This is a genomic window from Saccharomonospora piscinae (assembly GCF_005862235.1).
GTDB classification, from domain to species: Bacteria; Actinomycetota; Actinomycetes; order Mycobacteriales; family Pseudonocardiaceae; genus Saccharomonospora; species Saccharomonospora piscinae.
Genome location: NZ_VCEK01000003.1, coordinates 785792 through 802070 on the forward strand (window position 1 = coordinate 785792; position 16279 = coordinate 802070).

Below are 16279 nucleotides of genomic sequence, written 5' to 3' on the forward strand. Positions count from 1 at the left end.
CCCGCGTCGCGCCCACAACCGAACACCGGCACCGCGCGAGTCACAAGCCGCGCGAACGGCAACGACAAGGGAGTCACGACCGTGACCGAGGGTGTATTCGGCCGCGAAAGCGGCCACGAACAGGTGGTCTACTGCCAGGACCAGCAGACGGGGCTCAAAGCGATCATCGCGATACACAGCACCGCGCTGGGCCCCTCACTGGGCGGAACCCGCTTCTATCCGTACGCATCGGAGCAGGACGCGCTGGAGGACGTGCTGGCGCTGTCGCAGGGCATGTCCTACAAGAACGCGCTCGCCGGGCTGGATCTCGGCGGCGGCAAGGCCGTCATCATCGGCGATCCCGCGACCGTCAAGAGCGAGCCGCTGCTGCGCGCGTACGGCCGGTTCGTCGAATCGCTCGGTGGGCGCTACATCACCGCCTGTGACGTGGGCACCTACGTGGCCGACATGGACGTGGTCGCCAGGGAGAGCCGGTTCGTCACCGGGCGCTCTCCCGACGAGGGCGGCGCCGGGGACTCGTCCGTGCTCACCGCGTTCGGGGTCTTCCAGGGCATGCTGGCCTCGGCCGAGCACCGGTGGGGCAGCACCGACTTGCGCGGCAGGCGCGTCGGCGTCGCGGGTGTCGGCAAGGTCGGGCGCATCCTGGTGGGTCACCTGGTCGAAGCGGGCGCGGAGGTGGTCGTCACCGACGTCGCCGACGCCGCGATCGACCGGGTGCGTGCGGCGCATCCCTCGGTGACCGCTGTGGCGAGCACAGCCGAACTGGAGACCGCCGATCTCGACATCTACGCTCCGTGCGCGCTGGGCGGGGCACTCGACGACGACATGGTGGCGAGGTTGCGCGCCGAGATCGTGTGCGGTGCCGCGAACAACCAGCTCGCCCACCCCGGCGTGGAGAAGTTGCTGGACGAGCGGGGCATCCTCTTCGCTCCCGACTACCTGGTCAACTCCGGCGGAGTCATCCAGGTCAGCGACGAGCTGCGCGGTTTCGACTTCGAGCGCGCCAAGCGCAAGGTCAGCGACCTGTTCGCGACGACGAAGCGCGTGTATGCCCTGGCCGAGGACGAGGGCGTGCCGCCCGTGACCGCGGCCGACCGGCTCGCCGAGCGGCGCATGGCCGAGGTGTCCCGACTGCGGTCGATCGTGGGGCCGACGTCCGTGCGGTAAGTCGATGCTTCGCGACAGCGGGCGTGCACATTCGAGTGCACGCCCGCTGTCCTATCTCGTGCGAACGGTTCCTGACTGCGCGAACTCAGCCGCTCTTGCGGCGGAAGTCCCGCTTGTGCGAGAGCGGGCCGTGCGGGTGCGCGGCGGTGGCGCCCCGGTCGGCGTGGGACTCGCCCTTCTTGGCGTTGGCCTGCTTGCGGGCGAGCGCCTCGCGGAACCGGCGCTTCACGGCGTCGTCCTGCTCGCCCTCGCCTCGCTGCTCTGATGTCGGGTCTGACATGGGAAACCTCCGCGAGTCGTGCGGGCGCTGACACCATCCAGCGTGGCAGGCGCGACTCGCGGAGGCCACCGAATTACGACTGCCCTCAGTCGTCCTTCTTCTTGTCCTTGCAGACGATCTTCGGCTGCGGGTTGTACTTGACGGTCCGCTCCTCGCGGCGCACTTCCTGGCCCGTCGAGGCGTCCTTGATCACGCGCGTGTCGGTCACGGTGAAGCCCGGGGCGCCGTCGCTCGGCTGGCAGTTCTCGTCGGGACCGTCCTTCGGCTGCGGCGGAACCGGATTCGAGCGGTCGCCGGTCACGGACTCGACCTCGTAGCGCTTGGTGCCCCACAGCCGCACCGTGATGCTCGACGGCGTCCACTCCGTCTGGATCGCCACCCCGTGCTCGCTGTCGTTGGTGAACGCCAGGTCGATCACGCTGGAGCCGTCGGGGTTCTGGAACACCGTGGCCTCGCGGCCCTCGGGGTACCGGCTGATGTAGTAGCTGTGCTCTTGGTGACCCGCGTCCTTCATGCCCGCGAAGTAGTACGCGTTGTACAGCGTGGTGGCGAACTGGGAGATCCCGCCGCCGACGGCCTTGCCCGGAGCGCCGTCCTTGATGATGCCGGCCTCGACGTAGCCCTGTTCCTTGGTGCGGGGGCCGGTGTGCTGGTTGAGGCTGAACGTCTCACCTGGCTTCACGATGGCCCCGTTGACTTCCTCGGCCACGACGCGGATGTTGACACCGGAGTCGGCGGCGAAGTTCTCCGTGCGGAACTCGCCGATGACCTCCTTGATGCCCAGCCCCTCGGCCTCCTCGGTGGTGATCTCGGCGGGCTGCTTCTCGTAGGTCGCGGTCAGCTCCCGGCCTTCGGGCTGCTTGAGCACGTCGAGCAGCGGCTTCAGCGTCTCGTCCCACTTGATCTGGTTGCCGTCCTCGGACGGCTGCACCGCCGGCTTGCCACCCTCGAAGACGATCGTGGCGTCCTTGCCCTTCTGCTCCGTCTCGGCGAGCTCGGGCTCGACTCCCGCGATGATCTTCTTCTGATCGATCTTGGGGACCAGCGAGCCGTTCTTGGCCTCGAACGACAGGCCCTCGGCGATCTCCGCCGGTTCGAGCGTGCCGTCGGCGCCCTCGCCGCGGACCACGACGGGCCCGGACATGGCGGGCTGAGCCACCTCGCGCAGCGTCCGCTGCACCTCTTCCATCGGCACCGTCACCGGGGTCGACGCGACCGGCAGCGAGAGCTGCTCGCCCGACGCCCAGTGGGTGAGGATCGTGTCGCGGGCCTGGTCGCCCTCCAGCTGCTGACCCTGCTTCGGCTCGACCGGCTTGGCCTGCGCGTTCTCGAAGGCGATGTTGCCCTCGACCGGCTCCTGGTCGATGTCCTTGCGCAGTGCCTTCATGGCGTTGTCGAACTGGTTCGGCTCGGCCTGGGTGACCACGCCCAGCTCGGTCGTGCTGAAGAACGAGCCGATCCGGGTGAACGGATTGAGCGGCTGGTCGCCCGCCTGCTCCAGCGTCGCGTTCCAGTCGAGCGCGAGGCCCGCCTGCTTGGGGTCGAGCTCGCCCGACACCTCGCCCGCCGTGTACGCGACGGGCTCGTTGAGCCTCGGCTCGATCTGTTCGCGCAGCTCGTCCTCGGCCTCCGAGTGGCTCATGCCGCCGACCTCGACGCCCGCCACGCTCACGCCGCGGGGAATGTCACCGTTGGTCACCAGCAGGTCGAATCCGTACAGCAGGACGAGGAAGCCGAACACGGCCGCGGCGACGATCGCGGGCCTGCGCCAGCGAGGCTGCCCGGCGGAGTCCTGTGGTCCGTTCGGAGGACCTGGTGGTGGGTTTCCACCGGCACCACCGAAGGCTCCCGCGGGTGCGAACTGCTGCGTCGCCGCGTCGTACTGTTCAGTAGGCGCATCCTGTGCGCCGAAATACTGAGTGCGTGCGGTGGCGTTCGGGTCCGGCGGACCCTGTTGCTCAGTGACTCGCGGAAGTATGTCCGTCTGGTCGCTGTGCGATTCGGGCCACTGGCGATCCTGCTGCAAGGCAACCCCTCCACGTCCGGCGTCGACAGGCCAGGACTCCGCAGGCCAAGATACGGGTGGCCGCCGTCGCCGTGCCACGAACCCCCCTCGAGTGACCAAGGTCGCATCGTCGCAGGTCATGGCGGTGGCTGTCGGTCCAAATGCCCGTGGGGGGCCGGAATTGACGCGCGGTGGGTGAGGTACCAGTTTGATTTCATTGCGATCGCCGTGCGCCGGGTATCCGGCCGGAGATCGCTTCCGGCGCCGTCGAGCTGAACCAAATGCCGGAAACGCACCGCAGGGAGGCTTTTGTGCGCGTGCTGGTCCTGTCCGACACCCACGTGCCCGACCGGGCACGCGACCTCCCCGCGCCCGTGTGGCGGGAGATCGCCGAGGCCGACGTGACGATCCACGCGGGTGACTGGGTCGGGGAGAGGCTGCTCGACCGGATTGAGGCCGTGGCGGGGCGGCTCGTCGCGGTCCACGGCAACAACGACGGCCCGGCGCTGCGGCGGCGGTTGCCCGAGGTGGCCCGCGTGGAGCTGGACGGTCTCCACGTGGCCGTCGTCCACGAGACAGGGCAGGCCCGGGGCCGCGAACGGCGCTGTGGCCGGCTCTTTCCCGACACCGACCTACTGATCTTCGGTCACAGTCACATCCCGTGGGACTCGGAGACGGAGAACGGGCTGCGGTTGCTCAATCCCGGTTCGCCGACCGACCGGCGCAGGCAACCGGCCGCGACCTACCTCACGATGGAGGTGGCCGCCGCGCGCCTGCACGACCTCCGCCTGCACGCGCTGCCCCGGAGGTGAGTGGTGAACCCCGTCGGAGTCCTGCGGCAGATCGCCCTGCACCTCGAACGCGCGGGCGCGCCGACCTACCGGGTCCGTGCGTTTCGCAGGGCGGCGGGCGTGGTGGACGACCTCAGCCGCGCCGAGCTCGAACGCCGGGCCGCGGACGGCACCCTGACCGAGCTGAGCGGCATCGGCAAGACCACGGCGGGGGTCATCGCGGAGGTTCTCGCGGGGCGCGAGCCCGCGTACCTCACCGAGGTCGCGGGCGGCGCGGAGAACCTTCCGGACGGTGGTGCGCTGCTCACCGCGCTGCGGGGCGACTGCCATTCGCACTCGGACTGGTCCGACGGCGGCAGTCCGATCGAGGAGATGGCCGAGGCCGCCCGGGCACTCGGGCACGAGTACCTCGTGCTCACCGACCACTCGCCCCGGCTGACGGTCGCTCGCGGACTGAGCGCCGACCGGCTGCGTGAGCAACTCGACGTGGTCGCGGGCCTCAACGCGTCCTACGAGCGCGACGGCACATCGTTCCGGGTGCTCACGGGCATCGAGGTGGACATCCTGGAGGACGGCGGTCTCGACCAGGAGCCGGAGCTGCTCAACGAGCTCGACATCGTGGTGGCGAGCGTGCACTCGCACCTGAGGATGGAACGGCGGCGGATGACCGAGCGCATGGTGGCCGCCGTGTCGAACCCGAGGGTCGACGTCCTCGGCCACTGCACGGGGCGCCTGGTGACGGGCCGGGGGAGACCCGAGTCGGAGTTCGACGCCGACGCCGTGTTCACCGCGTGCCGGGAGCACGACGTCGCCGTGGAGATCAACTCGCGGCCCGAACGGCTCGACCCGCCGCGCCGGTTGCTGTCCCGCGCGCGGGAACTGGGATGCCGGTTCGCCATCGACACCGACGCGCACGCGCCCGGGCAGCTGGGCTGGCAGTCCTACGGGTGCGCCCGCGCGCTGGAGTGCGGGGTGCGTGCCGAGGACGTCGTCAACACACTGCCCGCCGAGCGCCTGCTCGCGTGGGCGCACGGTGACTGAGATCTCCACGCGGGCAGGCCGGTCGACAGGAAAGGTACGGGCGTACTAGAAATGGGGTGGTGTCCTTGCCCCGTTCCGGTTCCGACGGTGCCGCCGAGCCGGTCTCGCCGCTGCGCCACCGCTCCTTCGTCCTGATGCTGCTCGCCTCGGCGGGCACGTTCTCCGGATTCTCACTACTGCTCCCTGTGGTGCCGTTGTGGGCGGTACGGCAGGGAGCGGGCGCGTTCACGGCGGGCGCGGCGACCGGGATCTTCATGGCCAGCACCGTGCTCGCCCAGGTGGGCGTCCCCGCCTTCGTGCGCCGGTACGGCTACCGGGCGGGACTCGTGCTGGGCGCGGCGCTGATCGGGCTGCCCTCGGCGCTGCTGGCGGTGTTCCCGTCACCCGGGGCGATCCTCGCGCTGTCGTTCGTCCGCGGCCTCGGCTTCGGGCTCAACACCGTGTGCGGCAGCGCCCTCATCGCGGAACTGCTGCCGAAGGGTGCGCTGGGCCGTGGCTCGGGTCTCTACGGCCTGGCGGTCGGTGTGCCGCAGCTCATCGGCCTTCCCGCCGGAACGGCCATCGCGGAGAACTGGGGGTTCGGTCCCGTCTTCGTGCTCGCGACGGTGCTCCCGGTGCTGGCGATCGTGCCGTTGCTCGGGCTGCCCCGGACACACCAGCGCACGGCCGAGCCCGGCGAGGGGCTGGGCGGCATCGCCGAGGTGGTGTCGGCCACCTGGCGGCCCTGGCTGCCGATGCTCGCCGTCTCCACCGGCTACGGCGCGCTGGCGACGTTCCTGCCGATCGTGCTGTCCCCCACCGTGGCGGCCGTGGCGCTGCTCGTGGCCCCGGCGGCGGCGATGCTCGCCCGCTGGATCGCGGGCCACTTCGGTGACCGGATCGCGGGACCCGGACGGATGCTGCTGCCCGCGCTCGCGGCCGGGGCGATCGGGCTGCTGGTGTTCGCCTTCCTCGCCGAGCGCGACGGCCTCGACGTGGTCGTGGTGGTGGCGGTGGCCCTCTTCGGCGCCGGTTTCGGGGTCGTCCAGAACGACGCCCTGGTCGTGATGTTCGCTCGCACCCCCGCGGCGCAGGCCAGCGTCGCGTGGAACGTCGCCTTCGACGCCGGGCAGGGGCTGGGAGCCGTCGCGGTCGGCGCGGTGATCTCCGCGACCACCGCGGGCGCCGCGTTCGGAATGCTGGGTGTGGCGGCGCTGGCGCTGCTCCCGGTGGCGTGGAAGGCGGGCCGCGCGGTCGCGGGCAGCGGTTAGGCTGGGCGCGTGGCTTCAGTCGTCATCCTTGACTACGGTTCCGGCAACCTCCGTTCCGCCGAACGCGCCCTGCTGCGCACCGGCGCCGATGTGCAGGTCACCGCGGACCATCGGGCGGCGCTGGAGGCCGACGGCCTCGTCGTGCCCGGAGTGGGGGCCTTCGCCACCTGCGTCGACGGGTTGCTCTCCGTGGGCGGCGACCGCGTGATCGACATGCGGCTCGCGGGGGGAAGGCCGGTGCTGGGCATCTGCGTCGGCATGCAGGTCCTGTTCGAACGCGGCGTCGAGCACGGGGCCGAGGCCAAGGGCGTCGGTCAGTGGCCCGGCACCGTGGAGCGGCTCGACGCCGACGTGCTGCCCCACATGGGGTGGAACACGGTCAGCGCGCCCGAGGACTCACAGCTGTTCGCGGGCCTGCCCGGCGACACGCGGTTCTACTTCGTGCACACCTACGCCGTGCGGCGCTGGCAGCTGCGCTCCGAACTGCCCGGCGCGGACCCGCTGGTGACGACCGCACACCACGGCGAGGACTTCGTCGCCGCCGTCGAGAACGGCCCGCTGTGGGCCACGCAGTTCCACCCGGAGAAGTCCGGTGACGCGGGTGCGCACCTCCTGCGCAACTGGGTTCGGACCCTCTGAGCTGCTGTGAGTCCCCGGCTTCCTATAGTGGGCCGGTGAGTTTCACACTTCTTCCGGCCGTGGACGTGGCCGACGGGCAGGCCGTACGGCTGGTACAGGGCGAGGCGGGCACCGAGACCTCCTACGGATCGCCGCTGGAGGCGGCGATGTCGTGGCAGCGCGACGGCGCCGAGTGGATCCATCTGGTGGACCTCGACGCCGCGTTCGGCAAGGGCTCGAACCGTGACCTGCTGGCCGAGGTCGTCGGCAAGCTCGACGTCGACGTGGAACTGTCCGGCGGCATCCGGGACGACGAGTCGCTGGCCGCCGCGCTCGCCACCGGCGCGCGCCGGGTGAACCTCGGCACGGCCGCGCTGGAGGACCCCGAGTGGAGCGCGCGGGTGGTCTCCACCCACGGTGACCGCGTCGCCATCGGGCTCGACGTGCGCATCACCGAGGACGGCCACCGCCTCGCCGCTCGCGGCTGGACTCGTGACGGTGGCGGGCTGTGGGAGACGCTGGAACGGCTCGACCGGGACGGCGCCGAGCGTTACGTGGTCACCGACGTCAGCAAGGACGGCACGCTGCGGGGCCCGAACGTCGACTTGCTGCGGGAGGTCACGGTGCGGACCGACGCCGCCGTGATCGCCTCGGGCGGCGTGTCGAGCCTCGACGACCTGCGGGCACTGGCGACGCTGGAGCGCGACGGCGTGGAGGGCGCGATCGTCGGCAAAGCCCTGTACGCGGGAGCGTTCACGCTGCCCCAGGCGCTGGCCGCCGTCTCGGGCTGAGGTGCCGCGAAGGCCACCCTCGCCGCACGGGACGCGGTGAAGGTGGCCTTCGCGGCACCACCCGTCAGCGGGCGGCGGCCTCCGGGCGCGCGGGAAGCTGGTCACTGCGCTGGTCGCCCGGGGGCGGTTCCGACAGGCCGGTCTGGCCCGGCCGCAGAGTGGGGCCGCATTCGCGCAGCGGGGACACCCCCGCCCGGTCCTCCACCCAGGCCGCCTCGCGGTCGGCGTAGTCGCGCACCTCGGCGAGCAGTTCCGGTGTGCGCACCACCGACTTGCGTACCCAGTCGCCGTGTGGCGCGCCCTGGTAGACGTCGAAGTGGATGGGGTAGTAGTCGCGTTTGAGCCTCGGGTCCCAGCCCAGGCCCGTGCCACTGCTCCACGGCTCACGCACGTGGACGAACGTCGGCTTGGCCTGCCCGTAGACGTAGTCCACCTGCGCCCGGCGATCTCCGTCTCGCGCCATCTCCGCGAAGCCCGCGTGGGTCAGGCCCGCCATGTCGATCAGCGTGAGCCTGCTGGTCATGGCCGCCCCACCGAGGTCGGGCAGCAGCAACGACGCCTCCTCAAGGCCGAGGACGTCGGCGTAGCCGTTGAACACCCGCCCGAAGCGGTCGGCGACGTAGCAGGCGGTGATGTTGGGCTGCGCCTGGAACTCCTCGGACGACTCGGCGAACGCGGCCGAGGTCGGCAGCAGCGCCGCGACCAGCGCCGTCACCAGCCACGCGCGGGCGCGCACGCTCGCCGTGCGCAGCACCTCGACCACCGCGAGGACCGCCGCGAGCGACCCGAGCACCCAGATCGGGGTCGCGAAGCGGTACTGCTCCATCCAGTCGGGTTCCAGCACCGCGTAGGCGAGCACCGCGAGCCCGAGTGGCACCAGCACCGCGAGCAGCCCGGGCCGCCACCACGGCGCCCTGGAGAGGGCCACCGCGAGCACGGCGACCACCAGCAGCACCGCCAAGGCGCCCGCGTAGCTGACCAGCTCGCCGGGCCGGGTCAGGTCGCTGACCGTGGGCAGGTCCTGCGCCTTCGCGATCGACGGGCTGGACAGCCACTGGCCGAACGTCATGAAGCGCCAGAGAAAGTACCCGCCCACGGGCACGGCGAAGGCCAGCGTCGACTCGACGCAGCGGCGAAGGCTGGGCAGCCACGTCGTCCGTCGCACCTGGGTGAGCAACAGCAGTGGATACGTGCCCGCGTAGATCAGCCCCTCGGGGCGGGTCAGTGCCGCCAGCGCGGCCAGCACACCCGCGCCTACGGCGATCTTCGTGGTGAGCAGCCGGTTGTCCAGCACGGCGCGGAACAACAGCACGGCCTGCGCGGTGAGCACCAGCCCGTACAGCGGGTTCTCCAGCCCCGAGAAGCTCCAGATCACGAACGAGGGAACGGCGGCGAGCACGGCGCCGAGCGCGAGGGGTACCACCCATGCCCTGGCGAACACCCGGCGCGCCGCGACGTAGCTCAGAGCCAGGATGCCGGCGCAGCAGAGCAGTGCCAGCGCCTTGGGGAAGAGCACGTAGTCCGGGACACCGAAGATCATGCCGTGGTCGAACAGCCCCACCACCCTGCCGAGCATCAGCAGCAGCAACCAGGTCGGGTTCGAGTACCCCTCGACTGCGGCGGCTCCGGGCTGGACGACCGGTCCGAGCCCCTCCGTGACACTGCGCGCGTAGGCGAAGGTGATGGCGGAGTCGTCGATGAGCCAGTGTCCGTAGAGCGACGCGTGCAGCCCGATCAGTGCCGTTCCGACGGCCACCGAGGCGGCAGGCGCGAGGGCGGCGAGCCTGCCGCGCCGTGAGTCCCCCCGTGGTGGGTCCGCGCCCTCGGCCGACTGCGGCTCAGGGGCGGATCGCGCCTTCCGCGCCGAGGCGAGTGTCATGTCAACACTGTAGAGAGCCGTCTCGTCGCCGCACGTTCGGGCCACACGGGGCGTGACCGACCGGGGCGGTGCGCGTGCGTGGCCTCGCCCGGCCGAACCCGCCCCGCGCCCGGTTAGGCTGAGCGCATGTCCGTCGCGGTGAGAGTGATCCCCTGTCTCGACGTCGACGCGGGCCGCGTGGTCAAGGGCGTCAACTTCGCGGGCCTGCGCGACGCGGGCGATCCCGTGGAACTCGCCCACCGCTACGACGGTGAGGGCGCGGACGAGCTGACCTTCCTCGACGTCACGGCGTCGTCGGGTGACCGGGAGACGACCTACGACGTCGTACGCCGCACCGCGGAGCAGGTGTTCATCCCGCTCACCGTGGGCGGCGGCGTGCGCAGCACGGACGACGTGGACCGGCTCCTGCGCGCGGGGGCCGACAAGGTGAGCATCAACACCGCGGCCGTGGCCAGGCCGGAGCTGCTCGGCGAGGCGTCCCGACGGTTCGGGGCACAGTGCGTGGTCCTGTCGGTCGATGCGCGGCGGGTGCCCGAGGGAGGCAGCCCGACCCCGTCCGGCTTCGAGGTCACCACCCACGGTGGTCGCCGGGGCACCGGCATCGACGCCGTCGAGTGGGCGGCGCGCGGGGAGGAACTCGGCGTGGGCGAGATCCTGCTGAACTCCATGGACGCCGACGGCACCAAGGAGGGCTTCGACCTGCGCCTGCTCGAACTGGTGCGCGCGGCCGTCCGGGTTCCCCTGATCGCGAGCGGCGGGGCGGGTGCGGTGGAGCACTTTCCGCCCGCGGTGCGGGCCGGTGCCGACGCGGTGCTGGCCGCGAGCGTCTTCCACTTCGGTGAACTCACGATCGGGGACGTCAAGGCGGCGTTGCGCCACGACGGGGTGGAGGTCCGGTGAGCGCGCTCGACCCCGATCTCGCGCGCAGGCTCAAGCGCAATGCCGACGGCCTGGTGTGCGCGGTGGTCGTGGAGCACACGACGTCGGCGGTGCTCATGGTGGCGTGGATGGACGACGAGGCGCTGCACCGCACGCTGACGACCCGGCGGGCGACCTACTTCTCCCGCAGCAAGGGCAGGCTGTGGGTCAAGGGCGAGACCTCGGGGCACACGCAGTACGTCCGCGAGGTCCGGCTCGACTGCGACGCCGACACGCTGCTCGTGCGCGTGGAGCAGACCGGGCCCGCCTGCCACACCGGCACCACCACGTGCTTCGACACGGACGAGCGGCTGTTGCTGGCCGACCCCGCTGACGGGTGAGAACGCCCGTCGAGGGCGGTGACAAGCCCGCCGACACCGGGACGTCCCGTGCTCGGCACAATGAGGGGCATGGTGACTGCCCAGACTTCCCCTGCCGGAACCCGCGGACTGGGCGAGGTCAGCCCGGGTCGAGACGACTTCAGGGCGCTCGCAGGCGATCGCCGCGTGATTCCCGTGGTGCGGCGGTTGCTCGCCGACGCGGACACGCCGGTGGCGCTGTACCGCAAGCTGGCGGGTGACCGGCCCGGCACGTTCCTGCTGGAGTCGGCCGAGAACGGGCAGTCCTGGTCGCGCTGGTCGTTCATCGGGGTCAACAGCCCGGCGGCGCTCACCGTGCGCGACGGCCGTGCCGTGTGGACCGGTACGCCGATCGCGGGCCTTCCCACCGAGGGCGACCCGCTGAGCGTGCTGCGGGAGACGTTGTCCGTGCTGCACACCGAGCCGCTGCCGGGCCTGCCGCCGCTGACCGGCGGTCTGGTCGGCTACGTCGGCTACGACGCCGTGCGCTGGATCGAGCGCCTGCCCGAACTGGCGGAACGGGACCTCGACATCCCCGAGCTGACGATGCTGCTGGCGACGGACCTCGCCGCCTACGACCACCACGAGGGCACCGTCACGTTGATCGCCAACGCGGTGAACTGGGACGACTCGCCGGAGCGGGTGGACGCGGCCTACGACGACGCGATGGCCCGGCTCGACGTCATGGCCGAGCGGCTGTCGGCGCCGGCCCCCGCCACCAACGCCGTGTTCGACCGGCCCGCGCCCGAGTTCGCCCGGCAGCGCAGCAAGGACGACTTCCACGCGGCGGTGCGCCGCGCGGTGGAGGCCATCCACGCGGGCGAGGCGTTCCAGGTGGTGCCCTCGCAGCGCTTCGAGATGGCCACGGGTGCCGACGCGCTGGACGTGTACCGGGTGCTGCGCACGTCGAACCCCAGCCCGTACATGTACCTGTTGCGGCTGGACGGGTTCGACATCGTCGGGTCCAGTCCCGAGTCGCTGGTGACGGTGCGTGACGGGCGGGCGACGACGCACCCCATCGCGGGAACCCGCTGGCGGGGCCTCGACCCGGAGGAGGACGCCCAGCTCGCCAAGGACCTGCTCGCGGACGAGAAGGAACGCGCCGAGCACCTCATGCTCGTGGACCTCGGCCGCAACGACCTGGGCAGGGTCTGCCGTCCGGGCAGTGTGCGCGTCGTCGACTTCTTCACCGTCGAGCGCTACAGCCATGTGATGCACCTGGTGTCGACCGTGACGGGGGAGCTGGCGGAGGGGGCCACGGCGTTCGACGCGGTGCTGGCCTGCTTCCCTGCGGGCACGCTGTCGGGTGCGCCGAAGGTGAGGGCGATGGAGCTGATCGAGGAACTGGAGCCCGTCCGGCGGGGGCTCTACGGCGGCATCGTCGGCTACCTCGACTTCGCGGGCGACGCCGACACCGCCATCGCCATCCGCACCGCGCTGATGCGCGACGGGGTGGCCTACGTGCAGGCCGGTGGCGGTGTGGTGGCCGACTCCGACGCCGACTACGAGGACAACGAGTCGCTCAACAAGGCGAGGACCGTGCTGTCGGCCGTGGCGGCGGCGGGCAGCATGGCCGCGGTGAAGGCGGCCGAGCCCGGTGGCTGACTCCGAACGGCGTCCACTGTGGATCGTGGTGGCGTTGCTCGTGCTCGCCGCGGCGGGGCTCTGGGCGGCGTCGTCGCTGACGTGGCTGGACCTGCCGCCCGGCAGCGGTTACGAGGGTGAGCTGCGCGAGAGCCTGACCGGCGGTGACCTGGTGCCGTGGCCCGGACCGCTGGCGCTGCTCGCGCTGGCCGCCGTCGCCGCCGCACTGGCCCTGCGTGGAGTCGCGCGCAGACTGCTGGGCGTGGCCCTCGCCGCTGCCGCCGTGTGGGTGACGGTGCTGGTCCTCGGCGGCTCGGCCTACGAGGCGTACGAGGCCGCGCCCGCCGTGCGCGCCCCCGGGTACGACACCCTGCCCGGCTCGCCGTCGCGGACCTGGTGGGGGCCCGCCGCCGCGCTCGCGAGCGCGGCGCTGCTGGCCTCGGCGGGGGTGCTGCTCGCCTGGCGCGGGCACCGGATGCCCCGCATGGGTGCGAAATACTCCGCACCGGGTGACGAGCGGAGGCGCGCGGCGGCGCCGGATCCCGACGCCGACCTGTGGAAGGCCCTGTCCGAGGGGAAGGACCCGACGGAACGCGATCGTTGACGCCGGTGTTTATGCGTGGCGGACAAGGCGAAACACGACCCGAGGCCGATGCGTGGCAGCACGCGGGTTAGCATCGAACCGGCGGGAAGGGGAAGGTTTTTGTGAGCCACCTTGCGAGTGAACCAACAGGTGTCGTGACTCTCGGTGGGGCCGCCCGGTGAGCGTTCTGGACGACATCATCGCAGACGTTCGGGCCGATCTCGCGGAGCGCGAGGCGGCACTGCCGTTCGACGAACTGAAACGCCGCGCGGCGGCGGCACCCGATCCCCGGGATGCCATGTCGGCCCTGCGCGAGTCCGGGATCGCCGTGATCGCGGAGGTGAAGCGGCGCAGCCCCTCCAAGGGTGACCTCGCGGCCATCCCCGATCCGGCGGCGCTCGCGAAGGACTACGAGGACGCCGGAGCGCGAGTCATCAGCGTGCTCACCGAGCGTCGCCGCTTCGGCGGTTCGCTGGCCGACCTCGACGCGGTGCGTGCGGCGGTGGATGTTCCGTTGCTGCGCAAGGACTTCGTCGTGAGCCCGTACCAGGTCCACGAGGCGCGGTTGCACGGTGCCGACGTCGTGCTGCTGATCGTGGCCGCACTGGAGCAGAACGCGCTCGTGGCGCTGCTGGACCGGGTCGAGTCGCTGGGCATGACCGCGCTGGTGGAGGTGCACAACGCCGAAGAGGCCGACCGGGCGCTGGAAGCGGGTGCGTCGGTGATCGGCATCAACGCCCGCAACCTCCACACGCTCGAAGTGGACCGGGACGTCTTCAGCAGGCTGGCCCCCGGCCTGCCGATGGACACGTACAAGATCGCGGAGTCCGGCGTGCGCGGCCCCGGTGACCTGATGGCCTACGCGGGGCACGGGGCCGACGCGGTCCTGGTCGGTGAGGGGCTGGTCGCCAGCGGCGATCCCAAGGGGTCGCTGGTCAAGCTCGTGACGGCGGGATCGCACCCGGCGTGCCCGAGGCCGAGCAGGTGAGTGCCATGCCCGAGCACGGCTCCCACGACCCGGACGAGCGGGGTCACTTCGGTCCGTACGGCGGCCGGTATCTGCCCGAGGCGCTGATGGGCGCCCTGGACGAGCTGGCGGCCGAGTACGACAAGGCGCGGACCGACCCCGCGTTCACGCAGGAGTTCGGCAAGCTGCTCTCGGGCTACGCGGGCAGGCCGTCGCTGCTCACGGAGGCGCCCCGGTTCGCCGAGCACGCGGGCGGTGCGCGGGTGTTCCTCAAGCGGGAGGACCTCAACCACACCGGTTCTCACAAGATCAACAACGTGCTGGGGCAGGCGCTGCTCACCCGGCGGATGGGCAAGACCCGCGTCATCGCGGAGACCGGAGCCGGTCAGCACGGCGTGGCCACGGCCACGGCGTGCGCGCTGCTCGACCTCGAGTGCGTGGTCTACATGGGTGAGGTCGACACCCAGCGGCAGGCGCTCAACGTCGCCCGGATGCGGCTGCTCGGGGCCGAGGTGGTGCCGGTGAGCACCGGGTCGCGCACACTGAAGGACGCCATCAACGAGGCCCTGCGCGACTGGGTGACCAATGTGGACAGCACGCACTACCTGCTGGGTACGGCGGCCGGTGCGCACCCGTTCCCGTTGATGGTGCGCAACTTCCACCGGGTCATCGGCGACGAGGCCCGTGCCCAGATCCTCGAGGCCACGGGCAGGCTGCCCGACGCCGTGGCCGCGTGTGTGGGTGGCGGCTCGAACGCCATCGGCATCTTCCACGGGTTCCTCGACGACCCGGACGTGCGGCTGGTCGGGCTCGAACCCGGAGGCAAGGGCCTCGACTCCGGTGAGCACGGAGCCACGCTCACCGAGGGAACGCCAGGCACGTTGCACGGTGCGCTGTCCTACCTGTTGCAGGACGAGGACGGCCAGACCACCGAGGCGTACTCGATCTCGGCGGGACTGGACTATCCCGGCGTCGGCCCTGAGCACTCGTGGCTCAAGGACAGCGGACGCGCCGAGTACCGTGCCGTCACCGACGCGGAGGCGATGGACGCGTTCCAGCTGCTGTCGAAGACCGAGGGCATCATTCCCGCGATCGAGTCGGCCCACGCGCTGGCCGGTGCGATGCGGCTCGGCCGGGAGCTCGGGCCGGAGGCGCTGCTGCTGGTCAGCCTCTCGGGCAGGGGCGACAAGGACGTGGACACCGCCGCCCGGTACTTCGAGCTCGTGGAGGACGTGTGAGCACGCTCGGCCTGCTGTTCGAGACGACCCGGCAGCAGCGGCGCGCCGCGCTGGTGGCGTATCTGCCCGCGGGCTATCCCACCGTGGCCGCGTCGAAGACGTTGCTCGGCGCGACGATCGACGCCGGGGCCGACCTGGTGGAGATCGGGGTTCCGTACTCCGACCCCGTGATGGACGGGCCGACCATCCAGGGCGCCGCCGACGCCGCACTGCGCAACGGCTTCCGGCTCAAGCACCTGTTCGAGGTGGTGGAGTCGGTCGCGGCCCGGGGCGGCAGGGCCGTGGTGATGACCTACTACAACCCCGTGTACCACTACGGCGTGGACGCGTTCGCGCGCGATCTGGCCTCGGCAGGCGGCCTCGGGCTCATCACGCCGGATCTGACGCCGGACGAGGGCGGGGAGTGGCTGACCGCCGCGAGCGAACACGGGCTCGACCGGATCTTCCTGGTGGCGCCGTCGTCGTCCGACGAGCGCATCGCGTTGACCACGAAGGCCACGACGGGCTTCGTCTACGCCACGGCGGTGATGGGTGTCACCGGCGCGAGGGAGTCGGTGGGCACGAACGCCGCCGAGCTGGTGCGGCGCACCCGGCAGCACACCGACCTCCCGGTGGGTGTGGGTCTCGGAGTGCGGTCGGCCGACCAGGCGGCGGAGGTCGCGGGTTTCGCGGACGCCGTCATCGTCGGCTCGGCACTCGTGGCCAAGGCGGGCGACGGCCCCGACGCGCTGGGCTCGCTCACCGCCGAACTCGCCGAGGGAGTCCGGCGCCCCCAGCACTGATCACCTGCGCGGGGTGCCGCGAAGGC

At 71.6% G+C, this 16279-nt stretch carries 16 protein-coding genes; 13 read left to right on the forward strand and 3 right to left on the reverse strand.

Going from position 1 to position 16279, the window contains the following annotated elements; all coding sequences use genetic code 11:
* The first annotated feature begins 81 nt into the window (after positions 1–81).
* Entirely contained in the window at positions 82–1167 is a 1086-nt protein-coding gene (locus FFT09_RS14925; protein WP_138383036.1) for a Glu/Leu/Phe/Val family dehydrogenase, read from the forward strand.
* 85 nt (positions 1168–1252) lie between these two features.
* On the opposite strand, the gene FFT09_RS14930 is transcribed toward FFT09_RS14925, so the two are convergent.
* Both FFT09_RS14930 and FFT09_RS14935 read right to left on the reverse strand, forming a co-directional pair.
* Positions 1253–1447, reverse strand: a complete 195-nt coding sequence (locus FFT09_RS14930) for a DUF5302 domain-containing protein (RefSeq protein WP_081191260.1) — start codon at positions 1445–1447, stop codon at positions 1253–1255.
* 85 nt (positions 1448–1532) lie between these two features.
* Positions 1533–3473, reverse strand: a complete 1941-nt coding sequence (locus FFT09_RS14935; protein ID WP_081191259.1) for a VanW family protein — start codon at positions 3471–3473, stop codon at positions 1533–1535.
* A gap of 290 nt (positions 3474–3763) precedes the next feature.
* On the opposite strand from FFT09_RS14935, the gene FFT09_RS14940 reads away from it, so the two are divergent.
* The 5 genes from FFT09_RS14940 (at position 3764) to priA (ending at position 7943) form a co-directional block, all read left to right on the forward strand.
* A complete protein-coding gene (locus FFT09_RS14940) occupies positions 3764–4264 on the forward strand; it encodes a metallophosphoesterase family protein (protein WP_138383037.1) in 501 nt (166 codons plus the stop codon).
* 3 nt (positions 4265–4267) lie between these two features.
* Positions 4268–5284 (forward strand): PHP domain-containing protein, encoded by a 1017-nt coding sequence (locus FFT09_RS14945; protein WP_138383038.1) that lies wholly within the window; start codon positions 4268–4270, stop codon positions 5282–5284.
* Positions 5285–5349: 65 nt separating this feature from the next.
* Entirely contained in the window at positions 5350–6534 is a 1185-nt protein-coding gene (locus tag FFT09_RS14950; protein ID WP_244231370.1) for an MFS transporter, read from the forward strand.
* Positions 6535–6543: 9 nt separating this feature from the next.
* Positions 6544–7173, forward strand: a complete 630-nt coding sequence (gene hisH, locus FFT09_RS14955) for an imidazole glycerol phosphate synthase subunit HisH (protein WP_081191257.1) — start codon at positions 6544–6546, stop codon at positions 7171–7173.
* A 35-nt stretch (positions 7174–7208) separates the two neighbouring features.
* On the forward strand, positions 7209–7943 hold the full coding sequence (gene priA, locus FFT09_RS14960) for a bifunctional 1-(5-phosphoribosyl)-5-((5-phosphoribosylamino)methylideneamino)imidazole-4-carboxamide isomerase/phosphoribosylanthranilate isomerase PriA (RefSeq protein WP_138383039.1): 735 nt from the start codon (positions 7209–7211) through the stop codon (positions 7941–7943).
* Positions 7944–8007: 64 nt separating this feature from the next.
* On the opposite strand, the gene FFT09_RS14965 is transcribed toward priA, so the two are convergent.
* Entirely contained in the window at positions 8008–9822 is a 1815-nt protein-coding gene (locus FFT09_RS14965) for a hypothetical protein (protein ID WP_138383040.1), read from the reverse strand.
* Between the two features lie 126 nt (positions 9823–9948).
* On the opposite strand from FFT09_RS14965, the gene hisF reads away from it, so the two are divergent.
* The 7 genes from hisF to trpA all read left to right on the forward strand — a co-directional run bounded on the left by hisF (position 9949) and on the right by trpA (position 16253).
* Complete coding sequence (gene hisF, locus FFT09_RS14970; protein WP_024877219.1) at positions 9949–10722, forward strand: imidazole glycerol phosphate synthase subunit HisF; 774 nt, start codon at positions 9949–9951, stop codon at positions 10720–10722.
* A complete protein-coding gene (gene hisI / locus FFT09_RS14975) occupies positions 10719–11081 on the forward strand; it encodes a phosphoribosyl-AMP cyclohydrolase (protein ID WP_138383041.1) in 363 nt (120 codons plus the stop codon). Before hisF ends, hisI begins: the two co-directional genes overlap by 4 nt.
* Positions 11082–11150: 69 nt before the next feature.
* Positions 11151–12704 (forward strand): anthranilate synthase component I, encoded by a 1554-nt coding sequence (locus FFT09_RS14980; RefSeq protein WP_138383042.1) that lies wholly within the window; start codon positions 11151–11153, stop codon positions 12702–12704.
* On the forward strand, positions 12697–13287 hold the full coding sequence (locus FFT09_RS14985; RefSeq protein WP_138383043.1) for a Trp biosynthesis-associated membrane protein: 591 nt from the start codon (positions 12697–12699) through the stop codon (positions 13285–13287). Before FFT09_RS14980 ends, FFT09_RS14985 begins: the two co-directional genes overlap by 8 nt.
* A 157-nt stretch (positions 13288–13444) precedes the next feature.
* Positions 13445–14254 (forward strand): indole-3-glycerol phosphate synthase TrpC, encoded by an 810-nt coding sequence (gene trpC, locus FFT09_RS14990; RefSeq protein ID WP_024877215.1) that lies wholly within the window; start codon positions 13445–13447, stop codon positions 14252–14254.
* Between the two features lie 5 nt (positions 14255–14259).
* Entirely contained in the window at positions 14260–15471 is a 1212-nt protein-coding gene (gene trpB, locus FFT09_RS14995; RefSeq protein ID WP_081192217.1) for a tryptophan synthase subunit beta, read from the forward strand.
* On the forward strand, positions 15468–16253 hold the full coding sequence (trpA, locus tag FFT09_RS15000; RefSeq protein WP_138383044.1) for a tryptophan synthase subunit alpha: 786 nt from the start codon (positions 15468–15470) through the stop codon (positions 16251–16253). Before trpB ends, trpA begins: the two co-directional genes overlap by 4 nt.
* Positions 16254–16279 lie beyond the last annotated feature (26 nt).

Coding starts and splice junctions, on each gene's coding strand:
- hisF (WP_024877219.1), top strand. CDS start 9,949: ATGTCCGTCGCGGTGAGAGTGATCCCCTGTCTCGACGTCGACGCGGGC.
- trpB (WP_081192217.1), top strand. CDS start 14,260: ATGCCCGAGCACGGCTCCCACGACCCGGACGAGCGGGGTCACTTCGGT.
- FFT09_RS14965 (WP_138383040.1), bottom strand. CDS start 9,822: ATGACACTCGCCTCGGCGCGGAAGGCGCGATCCGCCCCTGAGCCGCAG.
- FFT09_RS14930 (WP_081191260.1), bottom strand. CDS start 1,447: ATGTCAGACCCGACATCAGAGCAGCGAGGCGAGGGCGAGCAGGACGAC.
- FFT09_RS14980 (WP_138383042.1), top strand. CDS start 11,151: ATGGTGACTGCCCAGACTTCCCCTGCCGGAACCCGCGGACTGGGCGAG.